Below are 17,696 nucleotides of genomic sequence, written 5' to 3' on the forward strand. Positions count from 1 at the left end.
CTCACTGAACCTCGATTTCCTTGTTCCAACGCTCGGTCCATGCCGGGAGCTGCTTGTTCAGATAGGTCCAGTCGATCGGCACGATCTTGTCGCCATTGGCTGGGGGTGAGGTGATGACCGAGCTCATGTCTGGCGGCAACGTCGCCTTCTTGTTCACAGGCAGCCAGCCGAGCTTCTGGGCCATGATCTCCTGCGCCTGTTGGCCCACCAGGAAGTTGACGAACTTGGTCGCCAATTCCGTGTTCTTTCCGTTCTTGACGACCGCGATGCCCGCCTGAATCGCCGCTGTCCCTTCCTTGGGGAAGACGAACTTGATCGGGAAGCCGGTACGATGCGCGTAGGAATAGGTCTCGCTGTCAGTCCAGACACCGACCCAGGCCTCGCCTTGCTGGAAATAGGATGTGAGGTCGGCGGTGGTGTCGAAGTTGAAGATGTTCGGCTTGATCTTGACCATCTCGGCGAAGCCGGGTTCGATATTCTCCTCCGAGCCGCCATTGGCACGAGCAAGCAGGATCAGCAGCATGTGCGTGTAGCTGATCGAGATCGAACTCACGATCACATGGTCCTTGAGATCCGCCCGCGCGAGATCATTCCAGCTGGTCAGCTCTGGAAGGTTGTTCTTCTTGAATTCATCGGGATTGTAGGCGAGGCCGAGCCGAAACAGGCCCCAGCCGAGACCCATGCCATTGGGCAAGTGCGAAACCTCCTGAATGTCGGCAGCATTGGGCATCTCCGCTGGTGTAAGGGTCTGAAGCAAGCCCATGCCCGCAGCCTGGATCATGGGGCCGTCATCGATGCAGGCCACGTCAATCTGTGGATCATCCTTCTGGGCCTGCAGCTTGGCAATGGTCGCCACTGAATTGCCCGTGAGATAGGTGACGGTGGCGCCTGTCTCCTTCTCGAAAAGGGGGATCAGTTCCTGGCGGATGAAGGTCTCTGGAGCTCCGGGGTAGCAGGCGAGGACGATGGACCCGGCAGCCATGGCGGGTGTCGGTGCGAGACCTTGGAAAAGCGACGTCGTCGCCAGGGCCGCAAGAGCGATATAGGCGCGGATTCTCAGTCGTTTCTTCATGTCAGACCCCTCTCAATCCCACAGATGCAGACATATCCAGTGCGTCATTTGCCTTGTTGCTCGCAGTCTTTGCAGTTCGCTGCTGGGCTTCAAACAATCGTTTCTAAAAGGCAGCACTGCTGGTACCGCCGCTTATGGAAGTGTTAGCAGGACTAATTTGCCTGAGGCGGTCTTCTGAACTTAGCATTGCTGTCCTCAAGGACGCGCGATCCTCCTGCGGAGCGACATGGTCACTCTCGGACTGTTTAGCCTTATGGGTCTCTATGACCGGAACTCCTCTCCGGCTTCAGTCCTGAAGACGACCGTAGATGCTGTGCGAATGGCCGAGGATTTCGGCTTCGACGTGGCATGGTTCGCGGAGCATCACTTCACCAATCATTCCATCTGCCCATCATCTCTCATGATGGTGGCTCATTGTGCGCCGGAGACGTCGAAGATCCGGCTCGGCTCGGCAGTCTTGGCGCTGCCGCTCTACCAGCCCCTCAAGGTGGTTCAGGAGATTGCCTTCGCCGACCTGCTGACTCGGGGCCGCCTCGTTCTGGGGATTGGTTCGGGCTACCAGCCCCATGAATTCGATCGCTACAGGGTCGATCGCTCGGAGAAGCATGCACGACTGCTGGAGGCGTGGACGATCATCGAACAGGGTCTGACGTCAGGGGTCGTGCGCTTCAAGGGTCGCCACTTCGACATTCCCCGCACGGAACTGTCGATGCGGCCCTTCGGACTTGCCATGCCCGAGGTCTTTTTAGCCACCAGCGATGCACAGGCCGTTGCGCGGGCCGCCCAAGGGGGCCACACTCCCTTCATGTCGTTCGGTCATCGCGGACTTGATCATGCTCTTGCGGTTCGAAGCGTCATCGCCGAGCATTGGTCCAAAACGCCGGGTGCAAGCCCGGAAATGCCGCTGGGTGTCATGCGCTTCGTCTATGTGACGGATGATGAGGCGGATGCCCGCCATGCAGCGCAATGCGTGCGCGACCTGGCTCGCGCCGGCGAGACGCTGCGAACCGGAGAGGGCCGACGCATGGATGGTCCCTTCCTCAGGCTGATGCCGCTCAATGATGAACCGCCTTTGGAAGACTTTCGGGAGAAGGCGGTCATCGGACCTGCCTCCTACTGCGTCGACAAGCTTGGCCAGGAGATCGAGGCCTTGCGCCCGACGCATCTCGCCTGTCTCATGGGATTTGCCGGAATTGGCAGGCGAGAGACCCTCGCATCCATCGAGCGCTTCGGCTACAGCGTCATCCCTCAGCTCGCCGATGTCTTCAGCCTGCGCGACGGCGACCTCATGGGCGCGGCGTGAGGCGCGCATGAACAAGCATCAGCCAGTGCTTCACCCGGTGACCATCGCGGTCCCGGATCGTGGTGCCGGCGATGAGACCCAGGCACCACCCCAACTTCCGATCCAGGGAAAACCGTTCCGCCTTCCCCCTCTGAATCTGTTCAGGGTCTTCGACGCTGCGGCGCGTCTGGGAAATTTCTCGGCTGCCGCCGAGGAGCTTTGCGTCACGCCCTCGGCCGTCAGTCAGCAAATCCGCCAGCTCGAAGACCTGCTGGAGGTCCGTCTTTTCCGCCGCCTGCCGCGCAAGATGGAACTGACGCGGGAGGGGACCGTGCTTGCAAGCGCGGTCTGCGAGGGCCTGTCGCTGTTTGTCGCCGCCTGCCAAAAGATCGTCGACCCCAACGAACCGGCGGTCCTGTGTATCAATGCTCCAGCGTCGATTGCATCGCGGTGGCTGGTCCCCCGCCTGAAGCGATTCATGCAGCTCAATCCACAGGTGAAGATCACATTGCTGGCCTCCAACGACGCCGTGGATTTCGACCGCCAGGACATCGATGTGGCGCTACGGTGGGGGAACGGGCGCTGGCCCCATGCCAGGGTGGAGCGTCTCGGCCATGGCCGGCTGTTTCCAGTCTGCAGCCCGGCCCTGTTGCGCGAGGGGCCGCCCATCCATCATCCGCACGACCTTAGACATCACACGCTTCTTCAGGTGGTGGAAGGCAGTTTCTGGTCGGCCTGGTTTGCGGCGGCCGGCGCGGACCGGGGGGAGTCCAGCGACAAGCTCTATTTCAACGATGTGGGGTTGATGCTGGACGCGGCCGTCCAGGGGCAAGGACTGGCGCTGGCGAACCAGCCGCTGGTTGAGAGCGACCTGAAGTCCGGGCGGCTCATCAGACTCTTCGAGACCGAAATCGAGACCGGCGAGGGATATTATGTTCTGACCAGCCCTGACTTTTCAGAGAAGCCTGCGGTCGCAACCTTCCGCCACTGGATCCAGACGGAGGGCGAAGAAGGTGCCTGAGGACAATCAGGAGAGGGCGAGGAAATTTCCTTGCCTATAGATGAGCCCCTGCTGGGTGCGGCCGATGTGAGTGCCGACCACAGAGCCCACGAAGATCGTATGAGTGGTGCAAACGACCGAACTGACCACCCGGCAATCGAGCGCCGCCAGAGCATCTGCAAGCACAGGTGCACCAGTGACAAGGGAAATCCATTCGCCTCGGTCGAAGCGATCGACACCATGGACGCCTGTTCTGCCGGCAAAATGCGCAGCAAGGTCGTCATGGTCAGCCGCGACGATGTTGACGCAGAAATGCCGGACCCTCTCGATGGCGCCATGGCTTTCGGAGGTTCGGTTGACGCAGATCAACAGCGTCGGCGGCTCCGCGGAAACCGAGCAGACGGCCGTAGCCGTCAGGCCGCGACGATCCTCTGCGGTTCCGGTGGTGATGATCGTCACCGAAGAGGCCAACTGGCGCATGGCAGCGATAAAGTCGACCGGCGGGGTCTTCGGGTCCGGCCGCCCGTGCAGGTCAGCACCGGTGAAGGAAGGCGATTGCACGAAGTGCTCCTGGGCGCGCAAGGGGATCGTGGCGTCGTCAGCAGACGATCCCATGAGGGTAACGCCCTCAAGGCGGCAGAGGTCAAACGAGGGCTTCTAATGATGGTTTAAGCAGGAAGCGGCGCCAAGCCGACCATTAGCACAGCTTTAAGCGCAGTCGAGTGTCAAGCAATCGGGGCCAGGGAAACCATCATGACTTTGCCAGAGGAACACACGGTAATCACCGCGGACCACGTGATCTATCATTTTCATCCCGACCTCGAGGCAAAGTGGCATGTGGCGCCGCACGAGCAGGTGGAAATCCGCTGTCCGGACGGGGTGCATGGGCAGATCCGCACCGAGCAGGATCGCTATGTTGCAGTTGACTATGATCACATCAATGATGCCGTGGGACCGATCCATGTGGCGGGAGCCGAACCCGGTGACCGCCTGATTTTCGATATTCACGACATTCAGATTCCCCAGGACTGGGGTTACGTTCTCGTCATCCCGAATTTCGGGCTGCTGCAGGCGAAGGTCCAGGAGGCCCGCACGAAGATTGTCCCCATCAAGGACGGCTGCGTCCATTTCGACGGCATGCGAATTCCCCTCGATCCTTGCATCGGCACAATCGGTGTGGCGACCCATGAAGGACGCTACAATACGGTTATCCCCTTCGACCACGGTGGCAACATGGACACGACTGCCATCCGCGCCGGGGCCCGGGTGCATTTCCCTGTGAATCAGCCGGGAGGGCTCATTGCCATGGGTGACGCAAAGGCAGTGATGGGCGACGGCGAGGTCTGCGGGACGGGAGTGGGCGTTCCCATCAACATCTTCGCTCATTTCGAGGTTGTGAAGGGCGGCCGGCTGTCGAGGCCGGTGATCGAAACAGCTGGCGAATGGCAGTTCATCGCCAGTGCGGAAACTCTCGAGCAGGCCTGCATCCTCGCAAATGAGGACCTGATCGGCGCCCTCATGCGCAGCAAGGGCCTGCCCTGGGCGGACGCCTACATGCTGACCAGCCTCGTCGGCCAGTTGCGGATCAGCCAAGTCGTCGACCCGCTCATGACGGTCAGGATGGCGATCTCGAAGGACTATCTGCCCACCCTCGACAAAATGGCTTAGGCGATGTCCCGCAGCTCGGTCACAATGCTCCTGCCCCCTCCTCACCCATCCCCGGAGACCATAACCGTGAATCCGATGCTCAGGTCCCGCTGCGATCCGCAGTCTTCGCCCGCGTGTCTCCTGATGCGAGAAGCTCAGCAATTTGCGCCTCGGAGAAATCCGCCCCTCGCAGGATTTCGATGCTGTGCTCGCCATAAAGCAGCGCCAGCCGGCAGCCACGGTCCTGCCGTCGTAAGGGCGGGAAGCGGATTGTTGCGGAACGGCGCCTCGCAGCCAAGGATTTTCGCGACTGCGCCCCTGCTTGTCATTGTAGATTAATGTGCAGACAGAGCCGTCACTGGTCTTGCACAGCCGCCGATACGGGGAAAGCTGTCGTCCATAACCGCCTTTGTCCAACCCCCGATCGAAGCTCGACCCGATGAACCTGACCAAAACGAAGAACGCTAGAGGCACCGGAACTATCCGGCGAGATCTCCTTTGCCGTATGTCTTGAACCGAAGGGTCCGGAAGATCAAACAACCCCCGACACGCGGATTATGATGCCCCGCTTACCTCAGGTGGTGCAAATGTTTAGAAGCTGAATTCCAGGCAAACCTAAACGTTTTCTCAATGACTTAGAACGGAATTGTCTAACCATTCACCGGATGAAGAGATCAAGAAAAGGGCACTAGAAAGAGCAGGCTGATCTGATTTTAGAGCCCTGTACGCCACGACATACGGCTGACGAAATTTCTCTATATGCACTCCCAAAACTCCTATAAGGATTTTTTTATGCAGGCGCGAAGGAGCATCTCAATGATGTCGCTCAAATGGAGCCTTACAGACGTCACAATGGTATTTTTAAGAGTCTCGATTGTACCGAGCATTCTCCCAGGGTACTAGATCTCGCTCATGGAAAATCTCAGAAGGCAGCTTACCAAGGAACTCCGTCCTTGCTCATCCAACGAGTCTATTACATCTTTCCCATGAGATTGAACCCAAGGGAAAGGGCTAGTTAAAAATATACACGGAAATTTTAAATGCTCCTCTTCATTTGTTTGCGTCTTTATTTTCCAGTGTCAACAAATGAGTAATTCATGAAAAAGCACACGCCAGTCGTAATCTTATCGACTGCTGATTTCGACTCAAGGATATGGACAAATAAGCAACACATAGCGGTAAGATTATCTAAGATATGCGATGTGTATTATATCGAGTCGCTTGGTCTACGAACCCCTAAAGTAAATTTTGAAGATGTCCGAAGAGTTGCAGGTCGTTTTTTTGCGGCAATCCCAGGGCATCGAACACAATCATCTAACAAAGATAAAATTCACAATCTGGTAGTTATTTCTCCCTTCGTTTTGCCGTGGCATAATTCTACCACTATTCGCTCAATAAATAGATTATTGATTAGAATATTGATGAAAAGGAAGTTGCCAGATCGCTATATTCTTTGGACTTTTTCTCCCCTGACGTATGACTTGGAGCAATCTGCAGTCTCAGTAATTTACCATTCGGTTGATTTACTGCACAAATTGCCGGGGATTCCGAAAACAGTCTTGCTCAATCAGGAAAGGCGGCTAATCAGTCGGGCGGATGCTGTCATAGCATCAAGCAAAGGAGTAAAGGATCATATAAAAACGCAGGGAGGTGAAGCTCTTTTATGGGAGAATGTAGCTGACATTGAGTTATTTTCTTCTCATCAGTCATATGAACGCGAACGCCGAGCGATTTTTGTCGGTAATCTAACGCAGTCAAAAGTCGACTTCGCGATCCTAGAAAATTTGATTCGGTTAAATGTGCGGATTGCGCTAGCCGGACCTTGCTCAATAGACGGCACACAGCGCGACCCCTTACTGAATAGGATTCTGCAGTCTAAGAACGTTACTTATTTGGGTGTACTTACACAAAAAGAAATGGCTGTAGAGCTTGGTCGTAGTTGGGTCGGAATTATACCGTACCACATTAATGACTATACCAATGGTGTTTTCCCGATGAAGATATACGAATACTTAGCGTCTGGGCTCCCCGTTATAGCTACGAAACTACGTAGTCTTAATTCACTGGCCATAGATGGTCTCGACTTGGTTTCTTCAGACGAGTTCGCTTCACGGGTGTTACATCTTTGCGAGTCCGAGCGCAGAGCGCCTGCTGGCATTTACGACAACAATAGCTGGGAAGCACGTTTGGCTCAGATACAGGATTTGCTCAGGCGTATAGGAGGAGCTGGCTGAAAAAATGGTGCAATCTATCCGTCACTTTCTACCACTAGCACGGAGTTGGGCTGCATATGCAGTATTGCCAGCAGCAGGTCTGATCACTGCTCCAATCCTCGCGCATGCTCTAGGTCCTGAGGGAAGGGGTCAATTGGCGGGAATGCTTCAGCCACTAGTGCTCGCTAGCGCTATTGCCGCATTAGGAGTTCCGTCGGCAGTAACATTTTTCATCGGAAGGGGTGTTCAGGCCGGCAGAGTTTCTGAAATTGCAGTGAGAATTTCGGCTCTGTTAACACTATTCGTGGCAGTCGGACTTTTTTTTTATTCGTATACTGTGGCGCAGCAAATTGGAGTAGACCGTAATTTAATGCTTTTGGTATGGCTGGCGTTTCTTCCAAGTGCCTTCATCTCCATTAGCAGGGCGCGTCTACAAGGTATCCGAAGATATGGAGTGCTCGATTTGGAGCGAGTTTTAGCCTCCGTGTTGAGAGTGGGGCTAATTGCGATTTTGTGGGCAGGGGCAGTATCTAACGTTTTCATCTACTCGGCAGTTTATATGGCTTCTGGTCTCATTGCCTCCAGCGTTTTGCTCTTTTCGACGCAGGTAAGGGCGAAATCTGTTGCGCATTCTAGGGAAGTTGAGTTGCCGGCGAGTGAGATGGCCCGTTATGCTCTGTTCGCAAGTTTCGGAACAGTGGCAACAGCAGTAAGCGCCCGGCTAGACCAAGCTATTATGCCAGCAGCGGTATCCCCTATTGAGCTTGGATATTTCTCCGTGGCCGTGGCTGTCGCTGAGGTTGCCAATATTATAACTACTGTTGCGATTAGAAACGTTCTTGCTGAAGTCAGTTCTAAAGTTAGTCTAAGATCAATATTAAGATCGGTACTCATTGGAGGTGCATGCCAATTTGTGCTAATTTTGATCATACTTTCGATTATTCCATTGGCCGTCCCTATTCTCTTCGGAAGCGATTTTTCTCCAGCTTCAGATCTTATTCGTGTATTGCTCATAGGCTCTTTCGTGGCTTATTGGTCGAATGTTACGTTTGCTTTTCTTTCTGGATTGGGAAGGCCGGGACTTTCCTCTATTGGGCCCGCCTCTGGTGTCGCAAGCACCATTTTTTTGTTTTGGTTTTTCTGGAATGATTTGACCGCCAATATCGCAGCGTGGATCAGCGTGGTCTCCCAATCAACCATGTTTATTGCCGGTATGTTTCTGACTGGTTGGGTCTTAGCAATGCGCCGGGATCTATGGGAGGATGATTGTTCATCAACGAAAAATCGCGCGAGGAAGTGATCAATGTTGCTTGCTGATCCGGCGAAAATGTGGGCTCGCTCGTCGCGCCTTTGGCAAGCTGGGAAACATAGACGCGCACGATTGATCAAGGCATACAATTTTATTATTTTTCGCTGTATATTGCCGCCTGAGGCAATTCTTAAAGGAGATGTAAGTCTAGGGCATTACGCAATGAATATAGTTATACATCCTAACGTTACCTTAGGAAGAGATGTAATATTGTGGCACAATATAACTCTTTCAGTCAGCGATTCACCTGGCTCCAGTTCCCGCATTACAATCGGCGACCGGGTCACAATTGGCACAGGGACTGTCGTAGTTACCCCACTGCGAGGCAGCATAGAAATCTGTAATGATGTGAAGATTGGGGCAAATTCGGTCGTTAGCCGATCTATAACTGAACCGGGTACCTATGCCGGTTCGCCAGCTAAGCTCATCAAGATGCAAGAGGTGACGGAATAATGCGTGTTCTGCTCGTTACTCTTGCGGTTTTTGGCGGAAACAAAAAGGGCGGCGGTGAGCGCTATGTGACTGAACTCGCTCGGGCTCTTCAATCACAAGGTACGACCGTAAAAATCGTAGTGGTGAATGGACTATGGAGTTTTGCTGAGCAGGTTAATATGCACATACCGCCTACATCAGTCCCTTATGCGCATTTTTTAAAAATGGTGCGTGAGGCAGATGTGATTCACGTTCATCAGCTTAATACTCCGGGATTTGATCACGCAGTGCTTGCATCACGTATGTATAAAAAACCGATAGTTCTCACTGATCACGGCGGTGGGTCTCTTACCCCGGGTCGCCTCCTGGGCCGGGCGCGTTTAGGGCTCGTGGATGCCGCCGGGTTCGTAAGCGAGTGGAGCAAACGCGACGTTGATCCCCATGGAGTCATCAAGAAAAATACTATTATACTTGGTGGCGGCGATCACTTGCCTAGCTCACCTTCCCTTCCTGAACTTTATGATTTTGGCTTTATCGGCCGCTTTTTACCTCATAAAGGCGCGCATATAGCGATCGAAGCACTTCCAGCGGGTGCCAGCATTGTTTTAGCAGGTCAAGTTCGTGATGAGTTATACTTTCAAAAACTCAAACAACTGGCTCGGGGAAAACGGGTTACCTTTGTAACCGATGCATCGGATGAGTTTGTTGCAAGTTTGCGGTTTTCCATTCGTTATCTGCTCGTCCCCTCTGTTGAGACATACCAACATGAGAAATATTCCCGGCCGGAGCTGTTGGGCTTAGTCGCACTTGAGGCACTCGCTGCGGGAACGCCGGTAATTGGGTCTGATGTGGGGGGGCTTGCTGAGGTGCTTCGAGCTGCTGACCAGTTAATCTTACCACCAGGTGATGTGCCCGCATGGACAAGCGGACTGTCGAATGTCATGAACAGACCTGCCCCGTCCTTTGAGACAGTCGAGTTCAAGTGGGATGCGGTCGCATCTAAATGCATCGTCCTTTATCGAGCGGCACTGGCGGCGCGAACGCTAAAGAAGGACTGCCACTGATGCGACTATTATTCGTGTCTCGGTCACTCCCATTCCATCACCTAGGGGGTATGGAGGTTGTGGCATGGGACCTTGCGCGTGCGTTGTCAGATCGCGGACACGAAGTGGAGATTCTTACCACTAGCTGTGAAAAGTTACCGCCGAGAAGCATTCAAGAAGGTGTTTCAATACACGCCATGGATGTTCCACCTGGTCGATACACAGGAGAATTCTGGAGAAAAACAACCCACCTGTTCGGGACCGAGTATAAGATGAGGACTGACCTGGTTCTCGGAATCGGCGCCGGAGCTTACGCTATTGCCAGGAACCGAGAGAGAGGCGATTGGCCGCCGATATTAATGCAATCTCATGGTCAAGCGTGGGGAGAAATGGTATCGAAACTCTTAATTCCCAGTCCCACTTCCTGGTTGAAGGCATCCAAAAACGCTTATGGCGTTTTAGTCGACCGCGTTCTTCGGCGGTTCGATCGTGTCATAGCTGTTGGACCGGCAGTGGAGAACGTTCTAAAATCACGCCCCACGAAATGGATGCTTGGTTCAACACCGGTATCTGTAATATCTAATGGAATAAATGAGACCCTGTTTGCCTTTAACCTGTCGGCGCGAAAAGAGATTCGTCGGTCCCTGTCAATTGGCGACCAAGATCAGGTGATAATTTCTGCCAGTCGCCTGCATATTCAGAAAGGTCTACATCAGGCGTTAGAGGGCTTCGCGCGTGCGAAATCCAGCGTATCGTCTCTTCGTTTCATTATAGCGGGATCCGGTCCCGCCGAATCACAGTTGAAAGAACACGCACAAAGTCTTGGTGTATCGCGGGACGTAATATTTTGTGGCGAAGTTAGCCGAGGTCGTCTTGCAAGCTTGCTTAGTGCAGCTGATCTGTTTCTCTTTACGTCAACTCGTCGAGAGGGGCTGGCGCTTGGACCGCTTGAAGCGGCCGCGGCAGGACTTCCATGCGTGTTGTCAGAGCATCTTTCAGTCCCGGCACTGTCCTCTGCTGCCGTAAACCCGCAAGATTTTGATGCTATTGCGCAGGCGATCTTAGTCAAATTATTTTCTACAGAGCCATTCCGAAAGTCTATCCTGCCCCCGATGTATTCTCTGCAGCTCGTGACGGATCAGTATGAGAAAGTACTGAGGGAACATATAGTTGTGTAATGATAGGAATTATCCAAAGCCCCCAATTATGATCCGTCGGGAGAGTTAAATGGCCATTTTTCGAAAAATTGCTGGCAAGACAGTCAGAGCCCTTCGTAAACTCGGGCTCCATGTCGATCCGTCCACAAATTCAAACGGCAGAGTTATTGGCCTTCGCATTCAATGGAAGGAGGATGAAAGCACGATTACTCGAGGCGCTATTGTAAAGTCGAGAATTAAAAATAGAGATGTGGCCTTTTTCGTCTCAAATGAACTGGATTCTATTCAAAAATTTCATCGAGCAGGAGTTTTTTACGAAATGGACGAACTTGAGCTTATATCTCAACATTTTAAAGGCGGAACATTTGTCGACGTAGGAGCCAATATTGGTAATCATACACTGTACGCCCTATTGGCCCTTGATGCTACTAAAGTTATAGCATTTGAGCCGCTTCCTCTAGCATTCTCTATTCTCGAAATTAATATAGCCACAAACCAGCTTGGCGACCGTGCAACCCTAAGACAGATGGGACTTTCGAACACGGATACGTTAGCTTCTTTCACTTCACCTACAAACAATCTTGGAGGCTCTAGGTTATTGGAACGTCCCGATGCAGGAGGAATAAAAATTGGCAGAGGCGACGATTATTTGAAGGATGAAAAAGTGGACTTTATTAAGATCGATACCGAAGGTTTTGAAATTCAAGTTCTTGAGGGTCTGGTGCAAACTATCAATAAAAATAAACCGGTAATATTTGTTGAGGTAGAGGATGAGAATATCTCCTCTTATGAAAGTTTCAGCAGAAAGATGGGATATCGTGTGGCGGAGAAATTCGATCGCTACGCGGGTCGGGCTAACTATCTCAGCGTATTTGATCCGAGGTGACGAGCATGACATCAGCTCGAAGCAATCTCTTTAGGAGCAACTTTGTCGGACTCCACTATCGGATTGTAGAACTAAGGGAACTGGGAGCTGCAAACCCATAGAGCTAGAAGCATTTATCCAAGCGGCAAGTCGCGCTTGTGCACCATTTACGCGATCAATTTCCTCGACCACTGTTTCTGGAGCAACATAGGGTCGGAGAGAAAGATTTTCTAAATTTAACAGGTGAGCGAATGAGTATGTTTTCTTAAGGTGATCGAAAAAGTCACCGGGAGTGATTAAGACGTTTAGCCCAAAAGAAGCGGCGTGATAAAACGTTCCCGACACAATTGAGGTACCATCCTGGTGAGCCACCACTGCATATTTTGCTTTAGCAAGGCGCGCGTCAAGTTCGTGATCTGGAACAAATAAATTTTGCCATTCTACGTCCAGGCATCGTGTTTCGATTGTTTTGGTGAGTTCTTGGGTGAGTTCTGGATCGCTGCACTTTCCAAGAATGACTAAACGCCGATTAGGCGGCCACCAGCTGAGCAAAATGTCGTACCCTTTGTTTCGACGCACAGATCCAAACAGGATGTATTCGTCTCGTCGTTCACTCTCAGATAAAACGGACTGCTGCTGCTGGCGATATGTTGGATGCGGAATCACGTAGGTTGATAAACAGGAAGGCCGAAGAGTGACTGTTGCCGATGTTACGCGAGCCAATGCAAAAAGAAAAACACGATCTAACAGCGATCGATAGCTGGAGTCGTGAGGGAATAGATTGTGGCGCATCCAAATAACGTGCCGCACACGAAGTTTTAACAGCAACAAAACTAAGAGACTTCGAGTGAACTCAAAAATTGGCCGGTTGGATGCTGCAATTCGGTCTTCAAACCAATTTAAGACGAGCAATTTTGAAGACCGAGGGATAAACCAGTGTGATTTGAACGCCTCTTTGAGCGAGTAGACACTCAGCCCTGTGCTTCGAAGGTCGTCAATCGTTATTTTAGTGTATCTATTAACGGAATTCGAATAAGGCGAAACATAGGCAACGGAGATTTTAAATACTTTCCTGCGCATCACGAAATTTTGCAATCCCTGATTGGTGATATTCTCGTTGAATGACTACTGTGATACAACGCGGTGTGGCTCCGAAGTTGAGGCCAATTAGAGTATCCGAGATAGAAAATCATCTGTCAGCATCTCACCTCTGGCGATTGAAATTGGACATCACAGAAAAATTGTCAACGAAGTTCACGTGTCGTTGCTGATGGCGGGATGTTTGACAGCACTGGCCAAATCCCCCTTCCGACGTTTACGGACTGAGGATCCTCCCCTTAGCTGATGATATTGTTTCTGTTGATGCGTCAGACAAATGTTTGGGTATCCAAACGCTGCGATTTTTCCCGCCCAAAAAAACTCACATAAGGTATGTAATGCAGTAGTGCTCGATGCCGGATCGGAGGGGCAATCGGCCACCGTCAACGAGAGAGGCAACAGCAGGCAGTGACTCAACTGATTTTTTTGACTGTCGTAGGAGCGATTGTAGCACGCGCCCTGTTGATGTCTCGACAGGGAAAAGTTTCATGTGCTATCGTTTCTTGTATTTCCGCTGCAGTTTACTTAACTTGCCTCTGGATTCCGGCGATACTTCAGTCAGAGAATTTGATTATCAGCAAAATATATTTGGCTAGATTGGTCGCCTTACCCACACCGGATGAGGTGTCAAGTTTATCCTTGCGATGGGCACTGGAGCTTATGGTAATTTTGGCTGCTGAAGTGGCAAGTACAATTGCAGCAGGGTCAACACCTAAAACGAGACCGCCCAACTCAAAATTTGGACTCCGTTCCATGACGCCTTGGGATGCTCGGCGCATCGTTATTTTTTTGATGATTGTTGGAGTTATTTCTACAATTGTTCTTCCTGCATCTTCTATTGAGCAGAGAGCCGACGGAGGTCAGGGATTTGGCGTTTTGATGAGATCGTTTCTTATTGTTGGCCTGTCGATGTTGGCATTCTACAATTTCTTTAACAGCAATCGCTTTCGCTTGGCCGCCATAGCCGGGGTCCTCTTTCTAATTGGGGGGAGCGTTCGCAGCCCACTTTTGGTTGTGTTGTTTGGATATGTTGCGGGACTGATATCGCGAGGCGAGTTGTTACCCAAGCGCATGGCTCTGCTAGCTTTGATCGCGGTTACGCTAGGGATATTCGGAGCGTTTATGTCCAATCTGCGTGGCACGATCATTCGCGGCGAGCAGGTCTCAGTGATCGAGATTGCGACGCAGACTATGATGAGTCCCTATGTGTCCATTTATGAGTCCGGGATCGACACTCTTGATGGATATCGATTGTCGATGATGATCCAGCCCAATGAGGAGGCGCGGCCACTAAGTGTGTTTACCGTTTTTACGAATTTCATCCCTCGAGCTATCTGGCCCGATAAGCCGGCAGATCTTTCTGTTGAAATTAGCGCTAAATATCTGAATTATGGGGCTGGTGGGCAGTTCCTATCCCCTATTGGATATATGAGCATAGCATTTGGAGGATACGCGTTTGCTCTTTTAGGATTGTTCGTCTTTATTTTTGTTACTAGTAGACTTGCGATTTGTTTTCAAAATTCATTTGTGTTGGCTGTTGTAATATGCATTGTTGTTCGTTTTATGATGGGCGGAGCGGCATTTGATATTTATTATGGATTAACTCTTTTGATCCCCTTGGTCTGTGGGATAGTTTTCATCAGGCTTCTCAAGGGCCTTTCAGGTGGAGCGCGAATGCCTGGTGTTACGCCGGGCCGATCAGTTTAAAGGCTTGAGAAATACATCTAAAGTGAAATATTAAAGCGGTCTTTACAACTCCAATGAATTAAATTTTATGTGAGATAGATGTCTGCAAAGGGTTCAGCAAAGCGCATTGTTGCCGCTCATGACTACCTTACTCAACGGGGTGGAGCGGAACGAGTTACTCTCGAAGTCACTCGGGCCCTTAAGCCTTCCCACATTGTTACTTCCCTTTATTCTCCTGATAACACTTTTCCGGAATTTAAAGGAATTGAGATATGCGCAAGTTTTTTGAATTCAGTCCCACCGTTTCGACGTGATCCGCGTTTAGCTTTTCCTTTTCTGGCCGCTTCCTGGTCCAATCGTCGTCCAGTTGACGCAGACGCCGTGGTTTGCAGCTCGTCGGGTTGGGCTCATGCACTGCCGGTTACCCCAGGTACGCGGAAGATTGTATACTGCCATAATCCCGCGCGATGGCTCTACCAAACTGACGATTACTTCTTGGGTAGATCGAACTCTTTCAGACATATCTTCGAGCTTTTTAAGCCAAAGCTGATTGATTGGGATCGCCGAGCGGCTGCTTCTGCAGACTTTTACATCGCTAATTCAACGTCTGTCGCTGAACGCATTCGCAGGGCGTACGGTAGGGAGCCGGAGATTCTTTTTCCTCCGGTAAGTGTCGATCCTCTTGGCTCAAGCGAGCCCATAAAGGGCTTAGAACCCCCCTTTTTCCTCACCGTTGGTAGGTCGCGAGGATACAAGGGCACAAAAGTACTAGCTGAAGCTTTTTCCCGAACTCCTGAGCACAAGCTGGTGGTGACCGGAGCGGACACCTTGGGTAATATCGCTCCAAATGTTCGCCCAGTTGGCCTAGTTTCAGATGCGCAGCTGCGCTGGCTCTATAAGAATGCACGCGCACTAGTTTCGGTTTCTCGGGAGGATTTTGGTTTAACCCCTATCGAAGCTAATGCGTTTGGAACTCCTGCCCTATTATTACGCGCGGGAGGCTTTCTTGATTCAACTTTAGAGGGTGTGAGCGGGTTATTCATTGATGAGCCTACCTTAGAATGCATTGTACACGCGATTGCTTCGTTTCCGGACAAGTGGGACAAGACCGCTATTTTTCGTCATTCAAATACTTTCAGTCCCGAAAAATTCGCAGCTCGCCTTCGCGCGATTGTGGAACAGGTTACGGCCTCCTAGGCAAATAGGTTCTCGCTCTGCAACGCGCTGAGTGCGGTTTAAGGGTTGTAGGCGTGAGCTTGGTATGAGGAGCAGGGTATGCCTATTTACAATTGGATAAGCCGACGCCTCGCCCTCGCGTCGCTCTTGTCTGTCCCACTTATTAGAGATGCAGCAACACAGCAATCAGAGCAATCAGAGCAATCATCGCCTGCGTTGAAGAAAAATCCAATTTCGAGAGAATGGTCTGTCAACGATTTTAATGCGAAAGGTGATTGGGATGGCATAAGCGGGACGGATAACACCGACGCTATAAAACGGGCAATTCGGCGAATTGCTGAGGAGAAAGGCGGTTCGCTATTTTTTCCGCCAGGACGCTATCTGTATACTAATATTGACGCTGATATTGATGACATCGAAGTGTACGGAGCGGGAGCGGTTCTAGTCAGCAATCTTCCAAAGAACACTGATGTCGCAGGCTGGTGGTTGCGGGGGGATAGGATTTATTTGCACAACCTTACCTTCACATATGCCGAGAAAATTAATTTGTTGAATGCTTCAGATTTGGAATCCAGGGGGAAGAATGGCTACGGGGTCCGGATCGGTGGTCGAAGAGATCCAAGTATGAATTTGGCTGCTCCGTACGTTGCCAGCGATATACGCATCGAAAACGTTTCCGTTTACGACGCGCGCAATGGTGGCATCAGCATTTATAAGGCGAAACGAGCCTCTGTTAAAAATTGTATCGTGGTGAGGACACTCGGGAACGGTATCGGTTTTGACAGTTGTACTGAAAGCGTTATCGCATCCGGCAACATATGCGAAGATACGGGAGACGATTTGTTGATTGTCGCGACCGACGGCTCGGTGCGAGAAGGTACTGCTTCGGCAGTATTTGTGGATAACATCCTCAAAGGGGGTTATGCAAAAGGGTTAGCATGTTCCGGCGTTGATCGCCTTGTTGCGACAGGGAACGTTGTGGAGAATACTTGGGCCTCCGGGATTGGAATCATAGAAGATCAATTCTATCGCCTTGGAAGGTCTCACAATGTGATTTGTAGCAAGAATATTGTTTTTAATGCTGGGAAAAGATTCGGTGTTGGACAGTATAAAAAGGAACCCTCTGATGTGGGTTTCTCAATTTATGTATCAGCTGGAACTGAAAATATAAAAATCACAGATAACCTTTTGCTTGATGGACAAAGCAATGGGGTATGTGTTTCGAAATCGTCTGGTGTTGATATTTCGGGTAATACAATTGTCAATCATCCGGGATCTGCAATTGTTGCGGGCGATGTCGATAGTCGTGACGGTCTTCGACTTGAGGGATTTCGCATATGCGAAAATACTGTAGAAAAATGCATTTCGGGAATATCCGTGGGCGGAGGTCGAAATGGTCGAGTATGTAACAATATAATGCGTGATTTTGAATTGAGCAATTCTGTAGGACACGGGATTTACTATGGTAACATCAGTAACTCTGTTATTTCAGGTAATCTTACGGTCGGCCATAAAGATAATATTGTATCTGTGAAAGAAAACAGAAAGCATGATAGTATTGGCTTATTAGTTTTCGATAATCACTTTGTGCTTGGAAATAGTTCCAGTGAATAAAATTTCGTATAAACTGATCACTTTCATTATTATAAAAATTATATGGCAAAATCCGTGTAAAAATATCGACCTCTAAGGTGCAGCGGCGCTCCCATATTTAGA

The 17,696-nt window shown here is 51.0% G+C and carries 14 protein-coding genes; 11 read left to right on the forward strand and 3 right to left on the reverse strand.

What is annotated here, in order from left to right:
• Position 1: 1 nt before the first annotated feature.
• Complete coding sequence (locus FKM97_RS07830; protein WP_144291852.1) at positions 2-1,072, reverse strand: ABC transporter substrate-binding protein; 1,071 nt, start codon at positions 1,070-1,072, stop codon at positions 2-4.
• Between the two features lie 226 nt (positions 1,073-1,298).
• Here FKM97_RS07830 and FKM97_RS07835 point away from each other — a divergent pair, with 226 nt between their 5' ends.
• The gene (locus FKM97_RS07835; RefSeq protein ID WP_144291853.1) at positions 1,299-2,375 is read left to right on the forward strand and encodes an LLM class flavin-dependent oxidoreductase; all 1,077 of its coding nucleotides are present in this window, start codon (positions 1,299-1,301) and stop codon (positions 2,373-2,375) included.
• Positions 2,376-2,382: 7 nt separating this feature from the next.
• The gene (gene gcvA / locus FKM97_RS07840; protein ID WP_144291854.1) at positions 2,383-3,375 is read left to right on the forward strand and encodes a transcriptional regulator GcvA; all 993 of its coding nucleotides are present in this window, start codon (positions 2,383-2,385) and stop codon (positions 3,373-3,375) included.
• Positions 3,376-3,381: 6 nt separating this feature from the next.
• Here gcvA and FKM97_RS07845 read toward each other — a convergent pair whose 3' ends face one another.
• On the reverse strand, positions 3,382-3,969 hold the full coding sequence (locus FKM97_RS07845; RefSeq protein WP_144291855.1) for a flavin reductase family protein: 588 nt from the start codon (positions 3,967-3,969) through the stop codon (positions 3,382-3,384).
• 138 nt (positions 3,970-4,107) lie between these two features.
• Here FKM97_RS07845 and FKM97_RS07850 point away from each other — a divergent pair, with 138 nt between their 5' ends.
• The 6 genes from FKM97_RS07850 (at position 4,108) to FKM97_RS07875 (ending at position 12,041) form a co-directional block, all read left to right on the forward strand.
• Complete coding sequence (locus tag FKM97_RS07850) at positions 4,108-5,022, forward strand: acetamidase/formamidase family protein (protein ID WP_144291856.1); 915 nt, start codon at positions 4,108-4,110, stop codon at positions 5,020-5,022.
• A gap of 1,076 nt (positions 5,023-6,098) precedes the next feature.
• On the forward strand, positions 6,099-7,235 hold the full coding sequence (locus FKM97_RS07855) for a glycosyltransferase (protein WP_144291857.1): 1,137 nt from the start codon (positions 6,099-6,101) through the stop codon (positions 7,233-7,235).
• Between the two features lie 4 nt (positions 7,236-7,239).
• The gene (locus FKM97_RS07860) at positions 7,240-8,514 is read left to right on the forward strand and encodes an oligosaccharide flippase family protein (protein WP_144291858.1); all 1,275 of its coding nucleotides are present in this window, start codon (positions 7,240-7,242) and stop codon (positions 8,512-8,514) included.
• A gap of 461 nt (positions 8,515-8,975) precedes the next feature.
• Positions 8,976-10,019 carry a glycosyltransferase family 4 protein gene (locus FKM97_RS07865; protein WP_144291859.1) on the forward strand — a complete coding sequence of 348 codons (1,044 nt, stop codon included), beginning with the start codon at positions 8,976-8,978 and terminating at the stop codon, positions 10,017-10,019.
• Between the two features lie 50 nt (positions 10,020-10,069).
• Entirely contained in the window at positions 10,070-11,176 is a 1,107-nt protein-coding gene (locus tag FKM97_RS07870; RefSeq protein WP_170240812.1) for a glycosyltransferase family 4 protein, read from the forward strand.
• Positions 11,177-11,225: 49 nt separating this feature from the next.
• A complete protein-coding gene (locus FKM97_RS07875; protein WP_144291861.1) occupies positions 11,226-12,041 on the forward strand; it encodes an FkbM family methyltransferase in 816 nt (271 codons plus the stop codon).
• A 30-nt stretch (positions 12,042-12,071) separates the two neighbouring features.
• On the opposite strand, the gene FKM97_RS07880 is transcribed toward FKM97_RS07875, so the two are convergent.
• Positions 12,072-13,103 (reverse strand): glycosyltransferase family protein, encoded by a 1,032-nt coding sequence (locus FKM97_RS07880; RefSeq protein WP_144291862.1) that lies wholly within the window; start codon positions 13,101-13,103, stop codon positions 12,072-12,074.
• A 423-nt stretch (positions 13,104-13,526) separates the two neighbouring features.
• On the opposite strand from FKM97_RS07880, the gene FKM97_RS07885 reads away from it, so the two are divergent.
• From FKM97_RS07885 to FKM97_RS07895, 3 genes are all read left to right on the forward strand, one after another.
• Positions 13,527-14,825, forward strand: coding sequence for a hypothetical protein (locus FKM97_RS07885; protein WP_144291863.1), 1,299 nt, complete (start codon positions 13,527-13,529; stop codon positions 14,823-14,825).
• Between the two features lie 78 nt (positions 14,826-14,903).
• The gene (locus FKM97_RS07890) at positions 14,904-16,001 is read left to right on the forward strand and encodes a glycosyltransferase (RefSeq protein WP_144291864.1); all 1,098 of its coding nucleotides are present in this window, start codon (positions 14,904-14,906) and stop codon (positions 15,999-16,001) included.
• A gap of 78 nt (positions 16,002-16,079) precedes the next feature.
• Positions 16,080-17,594 (forward strand): right-handed parallel beta-helix repeat-containing protein, encoded by a 1,515-nt coding sequence (locus FKM97_RS07895; RefSeq protein WP_144291865.1) that lies wholly within the window; start codon positions 16,080-16,082, stop codon positions 17,592-17,594.
• Positions 17,595-17,696 lie beyond the last annotated feature (102 nt).

This window comes from Rhodoligotrophos appendicifer (assembly GCF_007474605.1).
Classification (GTDB): Bacteria; Pseudomonadota; Alphaproteobacteria; order Rhizobiales; family Im1; genus Rhodoligotrophos; species Rhodoligotrophos appendicifer.